Source organism: Thalassospira lucentensis MCCC 1A00383 = DSM 14000, from assembly GCF_000421265.1.
GTDB classification, from domain to species: Bacteria; Pseudomonadota; Alphaproteobacteria; order Rhodospirillales; family Thalassospiraceae; genus Thalassospira; species Thalassospira lucentensis.
In genome coordinates this window covers 115,534-136,508 of record NZ_ATWN01000003.1, presented here as the reverse complement: position 1 = coordinate 136,508, position 20,975 = coordinate 115,534, and the positions used below count along the sequence as shown (strand labels likewise).

The 20,975-nt window shown below is 54.4% G+C and carries 2 protein-coding genes; both read right to left on the bottom strand.

The annotated features are described in order from the left end of the window. Window positions 1–12: 12 nt before the first annotated feature. The gene (locus K355_RS0107395) at window positions 13–3,516 is read right to left on the bottom strand and encodes an AMP-binding protein (RefSeq protein ID WP_022731483.1); all 3,504 of its coding nucleotides are present in this window, start codon (window positions 3,514–3,516) and stop codon (window positions 13–15) included. Beyond that, window positions 3,517–20,715 carry a hybrid non-ribosomal peptide synthetase/type I polyketide synthase gene (locus tag K355_RS23400; protein WP_022731482.1) on the bottom strand — a complete coding sequence of 5,733 codons (17,199 nt, stop codon included), beginning with the start codon at window positions 20,713–20,715 and terminating at the stop codon, window positions 3,517–3,519. Window positions 20,716–20,975: the final 260 nt, after the last annotated feature.

Sequence of the window (20,975 nt, the reverse complement as noted above, 5' to 3'; positions counted from 1 at the left end):
TGATTGCAGTCTTCAGGTTGTCCGTTCGATTTGTGCGTGCATGGCTTGCGCGACATGGCTGATGTCGGGGCCCGTAATCATGGTGCCATGAGTACCCGGCACCATGGACAGTTTCAGGTTTTCGGCGGTAAATTTGCGCCAGCCATTAAAATCATCCCCCTCGATAAACGGTGCACCGCGGACAATGGTTTCCGGGCGGATCAGCAGGATATCGATATCGTCGATTTTCGGTGGAATGTAATGCACGGCGGCAAGGGCGTTGTTTTGGAAAACAGCGAGCAGGCGGCGCATGGTATCGCGGTCGGCTTCCTGAGGCAGAAGGTCGGATTTTTTGCCGTGTTCAAGCAGATAATCGATGCGTTCTTCGGGTGTTAGTGGCCGCAGGTCTTCGGCCTGAACAATGCCAAGTTCGCCAAAGATATCGGCAAGATATTCAGACTCGTCCTTACGCAGCATTTCGCGCACAGAATCGGGAACGGCGATGGCATCAAGCAGGCTGATGCTACGCACATCAACACCCGCCTGTGCCAAACGGTATCCGGCCTCAAAGGCCAGTAATCCGCCAAAACTCCAACCGGTGACACGTATTGGTCCGGTTGGAACGGCTTCACGGATGGCCGGAAGATATGATGCGACCATTTCCTCGACGGTGGCGTTCAGGCCCTGTCCTTCGTCAAGGCCACGTGATTCAACCATATAAACAGGTTGTTGCGGACCAAGTGCGCGGGCGAGTTCCTGATAACACAGGATGTTGCCGCCAACCGGATGGAAGCAAACCATCGGAATGTCTTTGCCTTCGGGGTTGACCGAGACAATCGGGTTTTTGGCCTTGTCATCGCGCAGACGGGCTTCAATGCGGGCGACAAGTTTGCCAACAGTTGCGCCGCTAAACAGATCACTTAGCGGGATTTTGACATCAACCGATTGAGTGAGTTTGGACAGGAATTGAACTGCAAGAACACTGTGGCCGCCAAGCTCGAAGAAATCGGCATTGGCATCATCGACCGAACAATCAAGCACATCGCCCATCAGCGCGGCGACGGTGCGTTCGAGATCGGACTGCAACGGTGCTTTTGGCTTGTCGGTCACGGTTGATTGGATGCTCGACGGGGCCGGGAGTTTTGATTTATCGACCTTGCCGTTTGAGGTCAGCGGGATTTGATCAAGGCAGATGATGTAGCCCGGAACCATATAGGGTGGTAGCGACTGTTCGAGTTGTATGCGGCAAGACGCAATGTCAAAACCGGCATCGGTGGTGAGATAGGCGACAATATTTTCGGCCCCCTGACCAGCTGCTTTGTGCAGGATCACCGTAGCGTGGCGCACCAGCGGGTGTTTGGTGATGGTGTTTTCAATTTCGGCCAGTTCAACCCGGTTGCCACGCACTTTGACTTGACCGTCTTCGCGCCCGACAAAGACGATTTCGCCATCATTGCGCCGACGGCCGATATCACCACTGCGATACCAGCGCGTTCCATCGGGGCGGGTGATGAAGCTTTGATTGGTTTGAGCATCGTCATTGAGATACCCCCGCGCAACGCCAGCCCCACCAATCAGGATTTCACCCGGAACGCCGTCAGGAAGGGGACGGTTTTTATCATCGCAGATGTTGATCGTGACACCATTGATCGGTGATCCAATCGGTGGCGGCAGGATTTGGCGGAAGTTGTTGGACGTCATGACATATTGGGCGGCTGAAACGCAGCATTCGGTTGGGCCATATGCATTGACCAGCTTAATGTTGCCATGACCGGGTAGGGCAAAAAAACGTTCGACCAAATCTGATGCAACCGGTTCACCACCAAGCACCACCATCTGTGCGGGGCAGGATTGGCCGGTTTGTTGCCAGTGGTTGACCAGCAGGAAAAACAAACTTGGCGTGGCATCAAGCTGATCAATTTTGTGATCCGTAATAAAGCCATGCAGGGCCTCGGGATCGGTTCGGGTTTCGAGGCTGGGAATGTGCAGGCTGTGACCGTGCAAAAGGGCAGCAAAAATCTGAACGACCGATCCGTCAAAGGCAAAGGGTGCAACACAAGTCAGGTTCAGGCTGGTATCGGTGTTATCCGCACCAATCAATTTTAGCTGCGTCTCAAGAACCGATTTGGCAAGATTGACCACCGATCCATGTTCGATCATGACCCCTTTGGGCATGCCGGTCGTGCCGCTGGTGAACAGAACGTAGGCAAGGTCCGAGGTGTTGGTGGAGACTGCCGGTGCGTCATCCGATATGGGGGTAAGACTGGAAAGGTCATGGCGCATACGTCTGCCCGAAGTCGGCGCAATTTTGTTATCTGGCGACAGCACAAGATCAAAGGTGTAGGGGGCCGGATCAAAGCCGGGGGCATCGATGGCGGACCGGGTCACCTTGAACCCGCCATGTTCAAAAGCCCAGTCGGTCAGGAAGGCCTCAGGGACAAACAGGTCTTCGAGGAAATCAAGCCGGGTGTCATATCCCATACCGACATTATCAGACGCAAATTGCGCGAGATCGCGAAGATAGGCATCGCGGCGGTCCGCATCCCAGATGTTGCCAAGATATATCGCGCCACCGGGGGCCAGAAGTTTGGCCGCCTTGGCCAGAACCTGACGCAAATAGCCGAAGCCCGGGAAGTTTTCAATCACACTGTTAAGGATGATCAGGTCAAAGGAGCCTTCCTCAAACACGTCAATGTCATGGGCGGCAAGCTGACGGCCCATCACATGTGTCATGCCCGAATGAATTGCCAGAGCTTCGGTGCGTTCGACATTGCGACGTGACAGGTCGGTTGCGACATAATGCCCGACAACCGGGGCAATATGTTTCATCGTGAAACCAGATGCGCAGCCGATTTCAAGGACATTGGCATCGCTTGAAACAAGGCTGGACACCTTGGTCCGCGCATTGTTGCCAAACGCATCCATGGCCGATGGGGCAATCGGCTGACCGGTAAAGGCGCTTTTCCAGCCACCGGCAAGCACGTTATCAGCCGTATCCCCGGCAAGGTGATCCCAAAGTTCGGTCGACATCAGGGAGCCGGGCATTTCGGAGATGCTGTCAATCGCATCATGATCAAGACACATGACATGTTTGACGCAATCACACCGCCACTGCATCTGATGAAGATCGCCAACATGTTTGGCATCAGCCAAAATAAGCGGGGTTACGGCATTGCGCGCAATGGCAATGCGCCGGATTAACGGAACATTGGGATCAAGGGGCACAAAGGCATGGCCGGATTTCAAAACACCAAGAATGGCAGCAATATAATGGCGGTTGCGCCCGGTCATCACACCAATCATTGCCGCGTCTGGCAATTTTAGCCCGACGATGAAATTGGCAATCTGATTGCTTTGGCGATCAAGCAGATCGAAGGAGACGCTATCCTCCTCGTCCTCAATCGCAATGCGGTTGGGATACTCAGATGCAATGGCCGCAAACTGTGCAACGATACTGCCAAGGGATGCCGTGGACGCAGTTTCGCCGTCGGGATTGGACGTTTCCAAACTGTCGAAGTCAAAGTCGGCGATTTTCATTTATGCATCCCTTTGGGCGTTTTTGTTCGTGTGGTTTTGTGCCGCTGCTGCGGCAAATTTCGTCAGGAAGCCAAGCCATTTTTGCATTGTTTCCGCCCCGAAAAGATCGGTGTCGTATTCCAGTGTGAAACGGGCCTGATCGCCGTCCTCGGTCAGGAACAGGATAACGTCATGCTTTGCCGTCGTGTTATCGACAAAGGCATCCATGTTGTCAGGCAGGAGACTGTCATGGCCAGTATTGGCGATTGGCAGCCCACCGCTGGTGTCATCCGTGCCGGTCAATGCGCCGAACCGCTGATATTCGAAAACGACATTCACAAGTGGCTGGCGGTTGGCGTTGCGTTTGGGTGCTACGGCGCGCACAAGTTCGTCAAACGGATAGTCTTGACGATCAAGGGCGGCGGTAACATCGCGATGGATTTCGTCAATCAATGTATCGAGTTCGGTATCGGCATCAAGTTTGACCCGGATCGGCAGAACATTGACGAAGAAACCAATCAGGCCCTCCGTTTCGGTTTTCTCGCGACCGGCAACACCCATGCCGATGACCATGTCGTCCTGTCGGGTAAGACGATACAGCATGGCGGAAAACAGAGCCATACCAACAGATGATAATGTTGCTTTGTGAGCGCGTGCCAGCGCGTGCAATCCGCGCAGGACATCATCGTCAATCATCATATGGGCATGTGCCCCGCGATAGGATTGCACAGCGGGTGCCTGATAATCTGTGGGCAGCATGATTTGGTCCGGCGCGTTTTTAAGCTTCTCACGCCAGTAGTTCGCGGCATCGGTCCAGTCTTGTTGCGACTGCCAATGGGCAAAGTCTTTATAGGTGATGGGCAAGGCGGCCAGGTCGGGCGATGTTTGAGTAAGCGCGGCCTGATACAGAACGCCCAGTTCATGGGTTAAAATACGTGATGACCAGCCATCGCCGACAATGTGGTGGGTTGCGATCAACAGCAAACATTCGTCATCAGTAATCTTGATCATGTGAGCGCGGATCAGTGGCGGTTGGTCCAGTTTGACCGGTTTTGCGGCTTCTTCGCGGGTTAGGCGCAGAGCTTCACGTGCCGGATCAGCAAGGGCCGACACATCACTGTTGATGATGTCGGGGGTCGATATCGGGTGAACGCGCTGTTTGATAACACCGTCATGTTCTTCGAATGCGGTGCGCAGCGGTTCATGGCGATCAACAAGATTTCGAAGCGCGGTTTCCAAGATTGGACGTTGTAGTGAACCGCTACAGCGCAGCACAAACAACATGCCATATGCGCCGGTATCGCCGGCCATCTGTGACAGAAGATAAAGGCGTTTTTGCGCGTGGCTGGCCGGATAAAGATCCAGTTCGGGCGCGGATGGTATTGTCGTATTTTGTGTCGTTGTGTCGGTAGATGGCGTTTGGTCGATCAGTCTTGCCAACCCGGCGATGGTTGGCGTGGCAAAGAAATCAGCCATGCTGATGCGTGTGCCGGTTTTGTCGGCAAGACGGTTCACAATGCGGATCGCCAGCAAACTATGTCCACCAAGAGTAACGAAGCTGGTGGCAGGATCACTGATCGGCTTTTTGAAAACCTCGCTGAAGATGTCCGCAACGACAATTTCTGTGCCAGACGGTTCTGCCGACTGGGTGTTGGAAACCTCGGTCGGGGCTTTCGGTTTGGCCGCATCGTGATACCAGTGTTTCAGCGCTTCAATTGGGGTGCCAGATAGAAGGTCAATGCCGCCAATGGGCTGCGTTCCCGATTGTATCAGGCGTTCAAGGGTGGCGGCAAAGACCTGACCAAGGGCGTCGATCGATGCGCGATCAAACATGTCGGCGTAATAGTCAAAGGCGACCGTCATTTTACCCGGCAGGTCGCGTATGAAGATACCGAGATCATTTTTACAATGATGGCGGTCGACGATCACCGGCTGCGGCGCCTGATCGTTCAGGTCAGCCGCATGCGTGGTTGCTTCGTAGTTCATGTAGGAAAGTGATACTTCCGAAAGCAATGTGCGATCCGGTGACGCTGGTGGCGTGAGATCATCAAGCAATTGATCAAGGAAGTAAGCGCGGTGGCGCATGGCGCTGACATGATGTTCTTGCATGCGTGCCAGAAGGTTTGAGACGGTTTCATCGCCATCAAGGTGCATGCGCAAGGGCAGAAGCGAAACCATCATCCCGGCGACATCGCGGAAACCGCCGGCATCGCGGGCACTGACCGGCACACTAATGACGAGATCATCGGTCTTTGCCATCCGGCCCAGCACGGTAAACCACGTTGCCATGACAAGTGTGAACATGGTGACACGGTTACGGGCAGCGAATTTGCGCGCGTTGCCAAGCAGTTCTGCGTCAACAGCGAATGATGTAATCTCACCATTGAAGGTGTGATAGGCGGGTCGCGGACGGTTTGATGGCAAGTCAAGCTTTGGCAGGTGATCAGCGTAAAGTGATTGCCAATAGTTCCGGGCCGCCGCCAGACGTTGGCGGCTGTCGTCAGTCTGGCTCCACCATGCATAGTCTTGTAACTGATATTTAAGTGGTGGCAGTTCGGTGCCGGTATAAAGTCCAAAGAGTTCCCCAAGCAGACGTTCGGTGGTGAAACCATCGGCCAGCACATGGTGAATATCAAAGAACAATAATGTTTTCCCAAATTGATCTTGCAGTAACGCCCAGCGGACGGGGAATTCAGTATCAAGATCGAACGGTGCGACCAGTGCAGTGCTGGCATCTTCAAGTGATCCGGCGATGGTACGCACGGTCAAATCCGGGAGCGCTTGATCCACGGGCAAGATTTCCATCTGCCAGCTTTCTGTGGTGCTGTCGGAAATAATCCGGGTCCGCAGAAGATCATAGCGCTCGGTCAGTTTTTTGATCGCAGTAGCAAGCTTATCGATATCGAACTGCGGACTAAGGATATAGGCATGGGGCAGGTTGAAGGCGGTTCCCATGTTACCTTTTTGCGCGGCATTTAGGACCGAGATTTGTTCGGCTGCAAGCGGATAGCGGTCAAGCATTGGCGCGCGGCGCGGATCATCGGTCGGACCGGCAGGGGCTGTTTTCGGCTCAGGTGTGAAGTGGGATGAGGCCTCGTTTAATCCTGTGGCTGGTTTGGGTGTCAGATGCAATTTTTGGGCGAGCTTCTCGACGCTGGAATGTTCAAACAGGTCGGTCAGCGTGAGATTGTGCCCAAGTTCACTGGTCATGCGATCAATGATTTGCATGCCGGTAATGGAATCTCCGCCGAGTGCATAGAAATCGTCATCCGGTTCAACAGCGTCATATCCAAGCGTTTCTGCCCAGATTTTACAGATGGTTGTTTTCGGATCGCTGACATCGATAGAGGTGTCGATACGTGCCGTTGTCGTCGGCGCGATTGAGGTGGGTTGGAAATCGGCCAATTCGACAATGGATGCGATGTTTGGTGCGGAAAACAGATCCGAGATGGTCAGGGAAACGCCAAGATCATTGTTCACCCGGTCTACGATTTGCATGCCGGTGATGGAGTCACCGCCAAGGGCGAAGAAATCATCATCGTGGCTGATATGTTCATAGCCCAAGGTTTCAGCCCAGATTGACGCGATAATTTCGCTGGCCGTTTGGGCATTGGGAGCATCTGCCGTCACTTGGGTCTTGGAAGCTGCTGCAATGTCATTGCTGTTGGCCACAGAGGACGGCGCCCCGCGTGCCTTGTGCAGGACCGCGGGATCCAGAACGGTCAACTGTGCGGTGGCATGCGAAATTGCCGAACGCCACAATGGGATGGCGTCTTTGGGCGAAATCCATGAACCGTCTTCAAGCCGGACCTTATGGCGTGCGGCCATGCCTTGTTCGCTGAGTGCACACCAGTCGATTGTCAGCGCCGGGCGTATGTTTGCCGCACGATAATGGGCAAGGCCGTCAAGGAATGCATTTGCTGCGCAATAGGCAGTTTGACCGGGGGCGCCACTGATGGCGGTCAGGCTGCCAAACATGACGAAGGCCTCGAGGGGATCATCGCGGGTAAGTTGATCAAGATTGCGCGCCCCGATTATCTTTGCCGCAAGGACGGCATCAAAATCCGCCATATCGCGCCGTGCAAGGAAGCCGCCATCAGCAATACCCGCAGCATGGACGATGGCCGTGATCGGTCCCATCCGGTTTCGGATGTCGTCAAGGGTCGTGCTGAGTAATGCGCGATCTGTGATATCGCAAGGGAGCACCGATAGCGTGATGCCCCGATCGCGCAGGACCGCGATCTCGGACTTGGTGGCGTCATCAAGCATGGTTTCGCCGCGCCGGCCGAGCAAGGCCAACTGCACCTTGCCGTTCGCAGCGAATTCTTTGGCCAGTGCCATGGCAAAGCCGCCTGTACCGCCGGTGACAACGCAAACACCGTGATCTGGCCACGTGTCCGCCGGGCTTTTTGGGTCGATTACCGGTGCGGCAAGGTCACGCACATGGCGCGCGCCCTTGCGATAAACGGCGACGGGATCCTGTGCTGCACTGTTGGATAGTTCAGCGCCAAGATGTTCGAGAACCTCATACGTGGGGAGATCGACAAAGCTGATATCAAGCTGCGGTTCTTCCTTGGCAATCGCAAGGATGAGCCCCGCCACCGCCGATTGATCCGGGTTTGGCGTGATCGGATCGGAGGCAATGGTAAAGGCGCCGCTGCCAACAACAACCAACCGTAAGCGACCCTGCATGTTGTGCAGAATGGTGCGCAGGGTATCGGCGGTTCGGCGTGCGCTGTTTTCATCTGCGGACAGGGCCAATACAGCATGTGATCGCGTTGCCAGATCATCCTTGGACAAGGCGTTGGGGTGGATGTGTTTACATCCATCGGGGAGAGGCCAGAAGTCAGTGTTGCTGATGAACAGGCTGTCCGATGGAATGGGAGCAGCGGGCAAGGGGGATTTTTGCCAAACAGTGGCAAGAAGTTCGGGGCGACCCTGCGTTTGGGCCTGCCCGGTTTTGACGAAGTTAACACCGGTGGCCAACAAAACAAGCTGACTGGTTTTGGCGTCATATAGGGCAATTTCAAAGATACCATCAGCGCGTTCTTCGCTGCAGGCGTAGACATCACCGGTTGGAATGCCGTGCAGGGTTATCTGATCAATGCCGACCGGTACATATCCGGTTCCCAGTTTCATCAAGGGCATGCTGCACGCAACATCACCAAGTGCAGGATGCAAAAGCCAGTCGTTGATATCGTGCAGATAGGCGGGCTTTAGCTGCAGGTGTTTAATCGCGACTGTTTCGGTGCTGTCGAACTGTAGCGACAGGGTGCAATCCCAACGATCACTGACGTTGATCGCGCCAAACTGATTGGAAAATGTTGAATTGGGCACCTTGTTAATGGCGCGAAGACGGATGTCCTCAAGCGATGATGTGGGTGGCGTTGTTATGGCAGAGGTCGAATGCCAAGTGGCGGTGGCAAAGACGCGCCAAGTACCATTTTTAAGGCGTCCAGCGAGCTCAACCTTACCGTCATCGTCAAAGGACAGGCTGACTTTGCCGTCTGGTAAACTGTTTTCAACCAGTGCCGAGTGCCAGACAAGGTTGGACAGACAGACTGGTTGATTTGGCGTGGAGGAAAGGCTGGCCGCGGCCTTTGCTATCAGGGCCGGAACAGCCATGCCGACCAGTGTCGGATGGCCATTGAGTTTGTGTTCGTGCAAAGGCCAGAAAGCAGGGTCATTGATAGCGATGCTAAAGACGCGCGCGGTTGGTGTTTCGACCGGCCCCTGCAAGATGCCTTGTGATGTGGTTTGTTGGGAGCGGGTTTCGAAAACAGGTTTGCATGTTTTACGGACAAACGGGGCCGGGGGCAGCGAAACGCGCCGCGCCTTGGCATCGGCAGGCCATAGCAAGTTTCCACCGTTAAGGTAGCGATCAATTTGGGTTTGTGCAGTCGTCGCGTTTTTAAGTACGACCTCGCAATTGGCGTCTGTTGGGGTTTTGACACTGCTTGGCGTTTCAATTCCGGTGGCCAGTCCAAGCAAATGATCAACAAGCTCTGTACGGGTTTGTGCGGCAAAGGCAAAGCGATGTTTTAAGGCATCGCGTCCGGACGCCAATGTTAGGGCAATGTCACAAATGGCCAATGACGGATCGTTGCTGATACGGTGATGAAGGTTTGCGGCATATTGGCGCAGGGCATCAACGCTACCTGCCGACAGGGCAAAGACAAACGGCGTATCGGGTTTGAATTCTGATTGCGGACGGTTCGTCCGCTCTGGTGCGGTTTCGATCACTATATGGGCGTTAATGCCACTAAGCCCGAACGAACTGATGCCAGCCCGGCGCGCAGCACCCTGATCGGGAAGTTTCACGCGTTTTTGCGCGACCTGAACCGGGGCACGGTCAAAATTGATCTTGGGATTTGGGCTTTCAAAATAGGGCTGTGGCGGTGCCTGATCATGGCGCAGCGCCATGATGGCGCGGGCCAGACCAAGTGCGCCTGCGGTGCCGTCAAGATGACCATAATTGCCCTTGCCCGATCCGATAAAAGCGAGAGCTTTTTGGCCTGATATTCCCGCAAAGGCGCGTGTCAGGCCATCAATCTCAATCGGGTCACCAAGGGATGTGCCGGTTCCGTGGGCTTCGAAATACGACACACTGGCAAGATCAATGTCGGCGGAACGTGCCGCGTCCTTGATAACTTCGGCCTGCATCACTGGGTTGGGGGTGGCCGCACCGCTTGAGGTGCCATCCTGATTGACCGCACTGCCGCGAATAACCGCGTGAATAGGGTCGCCGTCCTTCAGTGCGTTGCTAAGCGGCTTGAGCACAAAGATAACGCTGCCTTCGCCCATGCCTGTACCATCGGCACCGGCGTCAAAGGCACGGGTACGGGCGGTCGATGAGTCGATGGTAAAACCGTTCTCGGCATCCGGCGGACAGGGTAGGAGTTTGGCCCCACCGGCAATGGCTACCGTGCAACTGCCATTGCGCAGGTTCTGACAAGCGTGATGGACAGCAACCAGTGAAGACGAACAGGCGGTATCAATGACATTGGCCGGACCGTGCCAGTCCTTCAGGAACGACAGGCGCGTGACAATGTTTGACGGTACGTTCAATGCAAAGGCTTGTTCGGCCTTGGCGGGCGGGATGCGATCTATGGCCATACGCCAAACCAGATTGGTGCCGCCCCCGGCAAACACACCGACCTTTTGGCCCTTAAGCGCATTGCCGCCATAGCCGGCATCTTCCATCGCCATCAAGGCGGTTTCGATAAACAGGCGTTGATCGGGATCAAGCAGCCCGGCATCTATTGGGGCAAGACGGAAGCGTTGCGCATCAAATTCAAACAGGGTGTCGAGATAGGCGACTTCGCGGAAGCGTGTCGGGACGGGTTTGCCGATTGCGCTATAGAGTTCGTGCGCATCTGCTTCGCGGGCGGCGGGCAATGGGCGGACAAGATCACGCCCGGCGGCGATATCGGTCCAGAATTGTTCTGGCGTGTCTGCACCGGCAACCTGAAGCGCCATGCCAATTACTGCAATCGGTTCATCATTGGCAAGAATGGCACTTTCGGATGTGGTCAATCCGCTGTCGGTCGGGATGTTTGCATCACGGGTAATCAGGTCGGCCTGACCGGCAATCGACGGATTGGCAAACAGATCGACAATCGCGATTTTGCCGGGCCAGCGGGCATCAATTTTTTCAAACAGACGAAGTAGCAACAGCGAGTTACCACCAACGTCAAAGAACCCGTCGTTACGGTCCGGGGTCACGTCGGGCAGAACTTCTGCCCACAACCGCGTAATGTCGGCTTCTATGGTGCGGGTTGCAGCCTGGGTCTTTTGGGCGGGCTGCGCAGCAGATTTTGCAGGTGCGGTGCTTTTGGCCAAATTGGCGCGGATCGGTTTACCGGCAAGAGCCTTACGGTCAATCTTGCCACTGCTGGTTAGAGGCAGATGATCAATCGCAAAGAACCGCGCGGGGATCATATATTCGGGCAGGCATTTGCGCAGATGTTCGCGCAATGTTGCAACGTCAAGATCCGGCGAGCCCAGGACAAACGCATGCAGTTCATCAAGGCCCGCGACCTTGACCGCCTTGATCGGTGCGCGTTCGACATTCGGGTGACTTTCAAGGGCGGCTTCGACTTCGCCGCACTCGATCCGGTATCCGCGAATTTTGACCTGATGATCAATGCGGCCCAGATATTCGACGGTGCCATCACGGCGCCAGCGACCGAGATCGCCGGTGCGATACAGGCGGCTTCCCGGTGCTGCCGGATCGCTCGGGAATTTTTCTGCACTGAGTTCAGGGCGGTTACGGTATCTAAGTGCGATTTGCGGACCGCCCAGAATGATTTCACCGGCAACCCCGATGGGGAGTGGTTTGAAATCGCCCGACAGAATATGCACCGTGGTATTGGCAATCGGTTTGCCAATCGGAACGATACTGCCTGTTTGATGGGGGGAGCATGCCTGCCAAGTGACATCAACCGTGGCTTCTGTCGGGCCATAAAGGTTGTGAAGTTCGGTGCCGAATTTATCGAATAACAAAGCGTTGAACCGTTGCACAACAGCCGCATCAAGGGCCTCACCACTGGCGAAAACACGCCTGAGTGTTGCCAGCTTCTCGATATCAACCATGCCGCTTTCGATGGCAAACAGGAAGGTTGCCAGCATCGACGGCACGAAGTGCATTGTCGTTACGCGGTTTTCGCAAATGGCATCAGCAATTTGCCGGGGGTCGCGTTCAGCACCGGGGGTGGGTAAGACAACTTGCGCGCCAGTCCATGACCACCAGAAAAGTTCCCAGACCGATACATCAAAGGTGATTGGTGTTTTTTGCAAGATCACATCATCGGGACCCAGCGGGAAGGCATCCTGCATCCAAAGGATACGGTTCAGCACACCGCGATGGGCGATCTCGACCCCTTTGGGGCGGCCGGTCGAACCGGATGTAAATAAAACATAGGCCAGATCGTCCGGGCCGCTCATCAGCGTGGGTATATCGGCATCTTCATGACCATCAAGAACAATGGTTTTCGTCGGGTTAAACAGGTCGGTCAGATCAGGCGTTGTGATCACGAACCCATCGCCCAGATCATCAAGCATGTCTTTGCGGCGTTGTTCGGGGTGATCAGGGTCAAGCGGGCTGTAGGCCGCACCGGCCAGAAGAATGCCGTGAATGGCGGCCAGCATGTTAACCGAACGGCGCACCGCAACGCCGACGACATCGCCGGGTTTGATTGATTTCCCGCGCAGTATTTCGGCGATCCCGGCTGCACGTCGGGCAAACTGTTGGTAACTGAGCGCGTCAGTATCGTCGCGAACGGCGATGGTATCGGGCGTTGCTGCAACCTGATCAAGGAACGGTTCGGAAATACTGCGATCTATCGGCAGGTGTTTTTGGGTGGCATTGAACTGGTCAATTTGGGCGCGTTCAGCATCGGGCAGGATCGACAGAGCTGATAGCGGCGCATTTACCATCCCAGACAGGGCAGCATGGCACAGCGTTTCAAGCCGTTCGACAAAGGCGACGATCGTTGCCCGATCAAACAGGGCGGTATCAAACTCGATATGGCCGGAAAGCTTTGCGTTTTTGCGGAAAAAATAGAAACCCAGATCAAATTTGGCAAAGGGGAATTCGGTTTCGCGCAGCGAGATTTCCATGTCGCCAAAGGTGCGTATTTCGGGCATGTCGTCCTGCCAGGCAACCAGCACGTCAAACAGCGGATTGCGCGACAAATCACGCGGCGCATTGACGGCATTGACGACGTCCTCAAACGGGACAGCCTGATCGGACAGGGCCTGCATGATGGTTTTTGTGGTGGTGGCCAGATGGGCGTCAAACAGTGCGTCTGGGTCGACCTTCTGGCGAAGAACGACCGTATTGACGAAGAAGCCAATGACATTGTCCAGCGACGCATTATCCCGCCCGGCGACCAGCATACCCATCGGGATATCGGTCTGCCCGCAGTGACGATAGAGCAGAACCTGTGTGAGGGCCGTCAGGATGCTAAACGCTGTTGTGCCATACCGCTCGGCGGCTTGGTCAATCAGTTGCGATGTCGTGTTGCTAAATGCGACGGCCTGAAAATCACCGGCAAAGCGCCGTTCGGCCGGACGGGGATAATCAGTTGGCAGGTTTAGGGGTTCTGCCAGCGGAAGAAGGCGATCTTTACAGTGTGTTAGGGCCGCTTTGCCTGCATCTTTTGCAAGATAGGCACGTTGCCAGCTTACGAAATCCTCATAGTGATGGGTGATCGGGGGCAGTGACGGCGTGCCGCCATTCAGTTCGGCCTGGTAAAACGTGGTCAATTCGCCCAGCAATATCGGCATCGACCAGCCATCACATATGGCGTGATGCAGCGATATCATCAACAGGTGATGGTCCGGGCCCAGCGTGATCAGATCAGCACGTGCCAGTGGCTGATCCTCAAGATCAAATGGGCGGGCGGTTTCGGCTGCGACAAAGTTGTTGGCCGTTGCTTCATCCATATGATGATGGCGCAACACCCATGATCCGGACGGTGCAAGGACCTGAACAACGCCGTCCGGGTGGTCCGGGTCGGATGTAAAGCGTAAACGCAAAGCATGCTGGCGGTCTTCAAGGTGATGGAGTGCGCGCTGTAACGCGGATGCATCGATTGTGCCGGTCAACTCAAACGTGATCGGCACCGAGTAAACGGCCAGTTCGGGCTGCATGCGTTGCAAGACCCACAAGCGCGCCTGTCCACTTGAAAGGGCAAAGCGGTCTGCGTTTGTTCGGGGCAGGATTTCCTGTGCGGGCGCATGCTTTCCATCCCCGACCAGTGTGGCGATATTTGCGACCGTGCGTGCGGTAAAGATGTCTTGAATTTTCGGGCGCTGGCCTGTGTGGGTTTCGATCATGCCAGCAAGACGCATGGCAAGAAGACTATGACCACCAAGGGCAAAGAAATCAGACGATGGCGTGATTGCCTTGCCGGGGAACAGTGTTTCAAAATGGCCCGCGATCAAGTTTTCGGACGCAGTACTTTGCGTTTTTTCGACAGCACGAACATGATCGGCTTGGGCAATTGCCGCTTGCAGATTTTTACGGTCAACCTTGCCATTTGCGTTCACGGGAAGATGCGGGAAAACCACGAAACGTTCGGGGACCATATAGTCGGGGAAATCGCGGGCAAGGGTGGCTGCCCACGCGTCCCTGTCATCATTGTCCGCGGCAATCGCGGCACCGAGAAACGCGTCTGTACCGGTACCAATCGGTAAGACACAGACGTTGCGAATGCCCGCAAGGCTTGAGAGTTTCTGTTCGATGGCTGTCAGTTCAATGCGATGGCCGCGGATTTTGACCTGCCCATCCCGGCGCCCGCCAAATTCGATGGTGCCATCCTGACGCCAACGTACCCGGTCCCCGGTTTTATAAAGGCGCTCTTCGTTAATGCCATCAATCTTTACAAATGATTTTTCGGTGCGTTCGGGGGCGCCGGTATAGCCAAGTGCAAGCCCGTCGCCAGCGGCATAAAGTTCACCCCAGACATCCACCGGGGCCAGTTGGCCGTCGCCATCGACAACATAGATGCGGGTATTGCCAATCGGCCTCCCAATCGGAATGTGACCTGTTCCAAGATCATTTTCAGTGATCAAATGTGTGCATGTAAATGTCGTGTTCTCGGTTGGGCCATAGCCGTTGATAAGCATGACGTCAGGACAGGCCGCACGGACCTTGCGCAAATGGGCAGGGCTCAGGGCCTCGCCACCGCTCATCAAACGTTTGAGCGATTTGAACGATTCTGGTGTTTCGTCAGCAATGAGGTTGAACAGGCTGGCTGTCATCCACATTGTCGTGACACCGGCATCGGCAAGCGTGGTGCTCAGTGTCGAGAGGTTAAACAGGGCCTCATTGTCAAGGACATGTAAGCGCCCGCCGTTCAAAAGCGGTGCCCAGATTTCGAGTGTGGCGGCGTCAAAGCCAAGAGACGCAGCCTGTGCAATGACGTCGTTTTCATCAAACGGAATGGCGTGGTTGTTCAGAACAAGGCGTGCAACGGCCCGGTTGGGCACAAGAACGCCTTTTGGTTTACCCGTTGATCCAGACGTGAACATGACATAGGCAAGGTCATCACCTGACCGTTTTGCAGGGGATTTGAATTTGGCGGTGGCCCCATTGGCTTGTGCCGTTGGCAGGGGCGCAACATTAAAACGTTTCGCAAGTTCCGTCAGACGATCCTGCTCGTGGGGGCTACAAAGAAGCGTGTTTGCACCGCATTCGTCCATCAAATCGGCAATTGCATTTGCCGGTAGGGATTTGTCGATTGGCAGGTAGGCATTGCCATGCCAGACCAAACTCAGAATGGCGATAATCGCATCGGTATTTCGTTCTGTGGCAAGGGCGACGGTTTGGCCGGGCTGGACACCAATCTCGTCGAGTTTGGTTGATTGTTCTGACAGCAAGACGCCAAGGTCGCGATAGCTGATCCTGGTTTTGCCATCGCTAATTGCAATGCGATTGGCACAGGCGGGGTCTTGAATGCGTAACGCAAGTAATTCACCAAGCCCCGTGTCGCGCGGGTATTGGGAATGTGTTGCGTTAAGGTCTTCGATTAAAAACTGCCGTTCGTCACTTGGCAGAATATCAATCTCACCCAGTGGTTCATCCGGTTCTGTGGTCAAGCTACCAAGGAAAGAGAGTAAGCGTTCGGCAAAGCGCTCCGCCCAGTGGGGGCCATAAATTGATGTTTTATATTCAATTGCGATAAATGTTCCGGCACCGCACTTGAGAAGTGTTGCCATCAGCGGGAATTTTCCCGCACCGAAATCAATATCGTTGATGTCGTCAATATCTTCGTTGATTTCGATCGTGCTGACCGCATCAAACGGCAGGTCGACCGGCGCTTTTGCCGTCTGTGACAGATCTTTGATCAAACGCGATAACGGATAATCCTGCACATCGAGCATCGACAGTATTTCACGGGCGACGGTACCGACCAAGACGTTAAAGCCTGCCTGGAGGTCGACCTTAATCGCAATTGGCAACACGTTGGCAAAGCAACCGATGATCTGTTGATTATCCGGACCATGTCGCCCGGAAAACGGTTGCCCGAGAACCGCGACGCCATGTTCCTTGTGGCGTGCAATCACAGCCAGAATGAGTGCGTTCCAGATGGCGGTCGGCGTGGCGGTTTTAATATGGCGCGATAGCGTCGTAAAGGCGTCAACCTGCTGGCTGCTCAGCTTTTTAAACAGGCGTGTGGAACGACCAGGATGTGTCGCATCTGATCCGGCAGGCAATGGTGTTGCTAGCAGCAATTCACTGCGTTCTTTCCAGAAATTTTTTCCGGTTTGCCCACGGTTGCCAGCCAAATCCTCATGCCCGCGCCTTGCAATGGATTGTGCCGTTTCGGGACGAGGCTTCTCGATACCGTTTAGGGCGTCGAGAAACGCAAGTTCGAGGGTGGGGGCGGATTGTCCGTCAAAGCACATGTGATCAATGGCAAGTGCAAGGATCGGCGGACGGGAGCTATTTTGCGCAATATAGCCAACTCGGGCCAGCGGACCGTTTTGCAAATCAAACAGGCCAATTCGGATGTCTTCAACGCGATCAAGTTCTCTAATCGGGACCGGCATAGTGGCGTGAACGCGATGCTGCAGCTGACCTTGGTGCTCGTCAAATGTGGAGCGCAGGGCGTCATGGCGCTCTATGACCTGTTCAATGGCGCGTTTGGCGTCTTTAAAGTCGGTGTTTTGAGGCAATCGGAAGCTGACAATAATGTGATGGCTGTTGTTTGCTGGCTGATCGCGACGGGCCAGCCATTGCCCCTCGACTGCAGGATGGGCCGGAAACGCAGAAACGATGGGGCCGGGTTTTAGATCTTCCTCGTCATTTGAGGTTTGTGCCGGTTGCTGTTGCGGTTCTGCGGAGCCGGTTGTTTTAGAGCTAAACGCAAGCTGTGCGCCATGTGCCCAGATGGTTGCCAGGCCATGGGAGAGTGCATCCTGTCCCCGAAGCATTTTTCCTGCTGTGCTTTCGGGCGGGGAGGCAGATTGCAGGGCAATGCAGTGTTCGGCCTTGACCCCGTTCACCGCTGCCAGACGGGTTGCCGTCTGGCCCGGACCGCATTCAATAAACAGACCTGTGGGGGCGGATGACAACAGGCCATGAATATTGTCGGCAAACCGGACACCATGACGCAAATGGCGCACCCAATAATCCGGGTTTGTCGCGTCTTCATCGGTCAGCCATTTTCCGGTCAAGTTCGACTGGATCGGGATGTTTGGTGCGTGCAGGCTAACTGTGGCAACTTCATCACGGAATGCCGCAAGGATAGGATCCATCAGATAAGAATGGAAGGCGCGTGAGACCACCAGACGCCTGCCAGATTTACCCGTCGCTTTCAGATGACTTTCAAGGCGATCAATAGACGCGATATCACCTGCAACCACATGCTGGCGCGGTCCGTTTTTCGCCGCCAAGGACAGCTTGGAGCCAAAATGCGTCAGAATATCGGTAACGTCGTCTTCGGGCATGGAAAGGGCGTACATTGCACCGGGGGCGGTTTGGCGCATGAGTTTGCCGCGCATCACAACAAGGCGCAGGGCATCTTCAAAGGACATGACGCCTGCGATGCAAGCCGCGACATATTCACCGATACTATGTCCAGCCAAACCTGATGGCGTGACGCCATACCGCATCAGCCAGGTCGCAAGTGTATACTCAAAGATAAACAAAGCCGGTTGGGCATAGTCGGTGTTGGCAAGTTGTTCTGTTTCGGCAGGCATGGGGGCGGTCGATAAAAGCAAATCCCGCAAGTCAATCGGACCGGAAAAGCCGATAACTTCTTTACAGGCGCGATTGATCAGTTCGGCGGACTCCGGGTCCGCATCAAACAGGGCACGGGCCATCCCCGGACGTTGCGATCCTTGGCCGGGAAATAGCAATAAGGTTTCGATTGGATCGCCCGAAAGGCTTGCGTCGATGCGCATTGGCGAATGGTTAGACGTGAGTGCGTCAATGGCTGATGCTGTATCGTGCGCGAGGATCACGACACGTTCTGAATGAGGTTCGGCTACTGCCAGTTCCGTCGCCAGAAGGGAGAGATGGTTAGCTGAGCCATCATAGCTTAGTTGCGCGGAAGCATGTGCGGTAATTTCGTCGAGTTCGCTACGGGTCGGGGCGCTGAACTGCAATATGTGAAGGCCATTTTGCCAGATAACCGGGATTTCTTTTGGCAAAGATCGAACTGGGACACTTGTTTCTTCTGACAAGGGGGGGTTGGTGATTGCGTTTTCACGCACCGTCTTGAAATTGGGGCAGGTTTTGCAGATACGGTCAGCAAGGGCATTGATTGATGCACACTCGGCAATCTCAAGCAGGGACATATCAATCCCGAAGAGTTCCGAAAGCTCGTACTGCACGCGGGGCAGTAGCAGCGAATGAGAACCCGCTTCGATCAGATTCTCATCCGGCCCGATATCGTCATTTTCAAGCAACACGGCCCAGGTACGGGTGATTTCAGCGACGATCTGTTGTCTATCCTGTGCGATCGGCTCAGGAGTGCTTTGGTGCATCCCGACAACGGTGTTTGTGTCCGGTGCGCCGTCGAGATCTTGACCGTTGTTAGCCAAGGTCACCTTAAGATTGGGAAAGGTATCGCAGATGTAACGTGTCAGGCCGTTGATGGTCGGGTGTTCAAAAATCTCAAGCAGGGAAAGATCATGACCGACAAGTCGCGACAGCGCATATTGCGCGCGGGGCAGCAGCAGCGAATGCGCGCCAGCTTCAATCAGGTTGTCATCTGGCTCAATATCGTCATTTTGGATCAACCCGGTCCAGATGCGGGTGATGTCTGTTGCAAGTTGCTTTTCATCTTCTGATACTAGAACCGGGATTTCATGCAAACTGGCGGACAGATTTTCGCTATTTGGCGTGTTCTCATTCAGACCGAGGCTTTCTTGGTCAATAGTCACAAGATTGCCAAGGGCCGCGATATCCTGATCGGGATTGGCCAAAACTGCTTTAAGAAGCTGTTCAAATTGATCTGCAATTTGCCTGACGGCAGGCTCATCGATGCGATTGGCGTCAAATTGCCAGATTAGTTCTGCTCTTGATTGCGCGGGGGATATTGCTTCGCTGAAGAATGCCAGGCTCAGATCATTGGCAGGGCCAACCTGAATGTTGATGCGTCGGGTTAAAAGGCCGGAAAATGCAATCGGTGTTGCAGAATCAAGACTGTTGAAATTAGCACCTGACGCCGAAAGGCTTTTTGCGCCAATACTGGCCATCCGTAAACGCAGCGGGGTTATGCGGGCATGACGAACATCTCGGCGGGAGGTGGCAAAGATGTTTTTGCCTAATTCCGATATACTTTTGTGTTCACCTAAGTTCGTGTCGTAGGGGGCGACGCATGTGAATGTGCCGGGTGTGTTTCGCTCAGCCTTACCAAGCCGATTGAGCATCGGCATATTCCAGACTGGATGATTTTGATGTGTAATTCGCCCGAGCAGGATGGCAAAAATGCTCGTTGTCATCGCGGTTGCTGACATGCCACATGCGCGTGATACGCTTTGTAATGACTTTAGCGTCGCGTCATCAAGTGTGTCGGTAAATTGTGCGCTTTTCTGTGCCTCTCCAACCGGGTGAGCCGAGAAAGTGGATGGCGGCCTGTCGGGTGTAAGGCGTTCGCGCCAATAGACCAGATCATTTTGATATGCAGGCCCATCAGAATACACAGCGTCGGCTTCAACAAACGCGCGGTAGGAATGGAATGGGCATTCGGGAATATCGGTTTTTGCGCTTAGCGCGTTATAGATCGATGCTGTCCGTTCGGCGATCAAGTGACCCGCGTATCCATCACATACAAGATGGTGATAAACACGGACCCACCAGAAAAGGTCCTCGCTTAGCTGCAGGACCTGATGACGACTGTTTTCTCCGACCTCAAATGCAAGAGGGCGGGTTTGAAGGGCTTTGGCTTTAAGGAAGGCGGCGGCCTTTGGGTCATCTGCAGAGCGCAGATCAACGACACCAAAATCTGTTGGTCGGCATTCATCAACAAAGAACTGAGTGACCTGGCCTTGATGACTTGAAAAATGCAGGCGCAGAGCATCATTTTCCCCGTCACACTGGACAATGGCCCGGTGCAAAAGGTCTATATCGAGTTTTCCACCGAACTCAATAACATTGCAGATATTATATTGTACGGGATCACGGCCTTTGGCCAAATCCAGCCAAATAGCTGCTTGTGGCGATGTAAGAGGATAATGGTCCTTATCCTTCCCAGCCATCATATTTGCTTGTTCTTTTTGCAACGTCTGGCCCTTCAAACGTTGGTGCTGAAATCAAAATGCTCGCTCAAGAAACGTGTCTTTGGGTGTTTTTTGCGTTGAACTTTTTGATTTCCCCCGAAACCTTGAGGTTGGAATATGACGTTCTTTAAGCGTAATTTTCAAGTGGTACATGAAAAAAAACTGTTAAAGTTTAATGGTGTTATGCAATTTTTGGTTGGACCTTAATTGCGCCGACATGGGAGGCCCTTCTGCGCGATGTG

Bases quoted from the DNA above. Each gene is read 5' to 3' on its own strand.
- K355_RS0107395 (WP_022731483.1), bottom strand. From the start codon at position 3,516: ATGAAAATCGCCGACTTTGACTTCGACAGTTTGGAAACGTCCAATCCC.
- K355_RS23400 (WP_022731482.1), bottom strand. From the start codon at position 20,715: ATGATGGCTGGGAAGGATAAGGACCATTATCCTCTTACATCGCCACAA.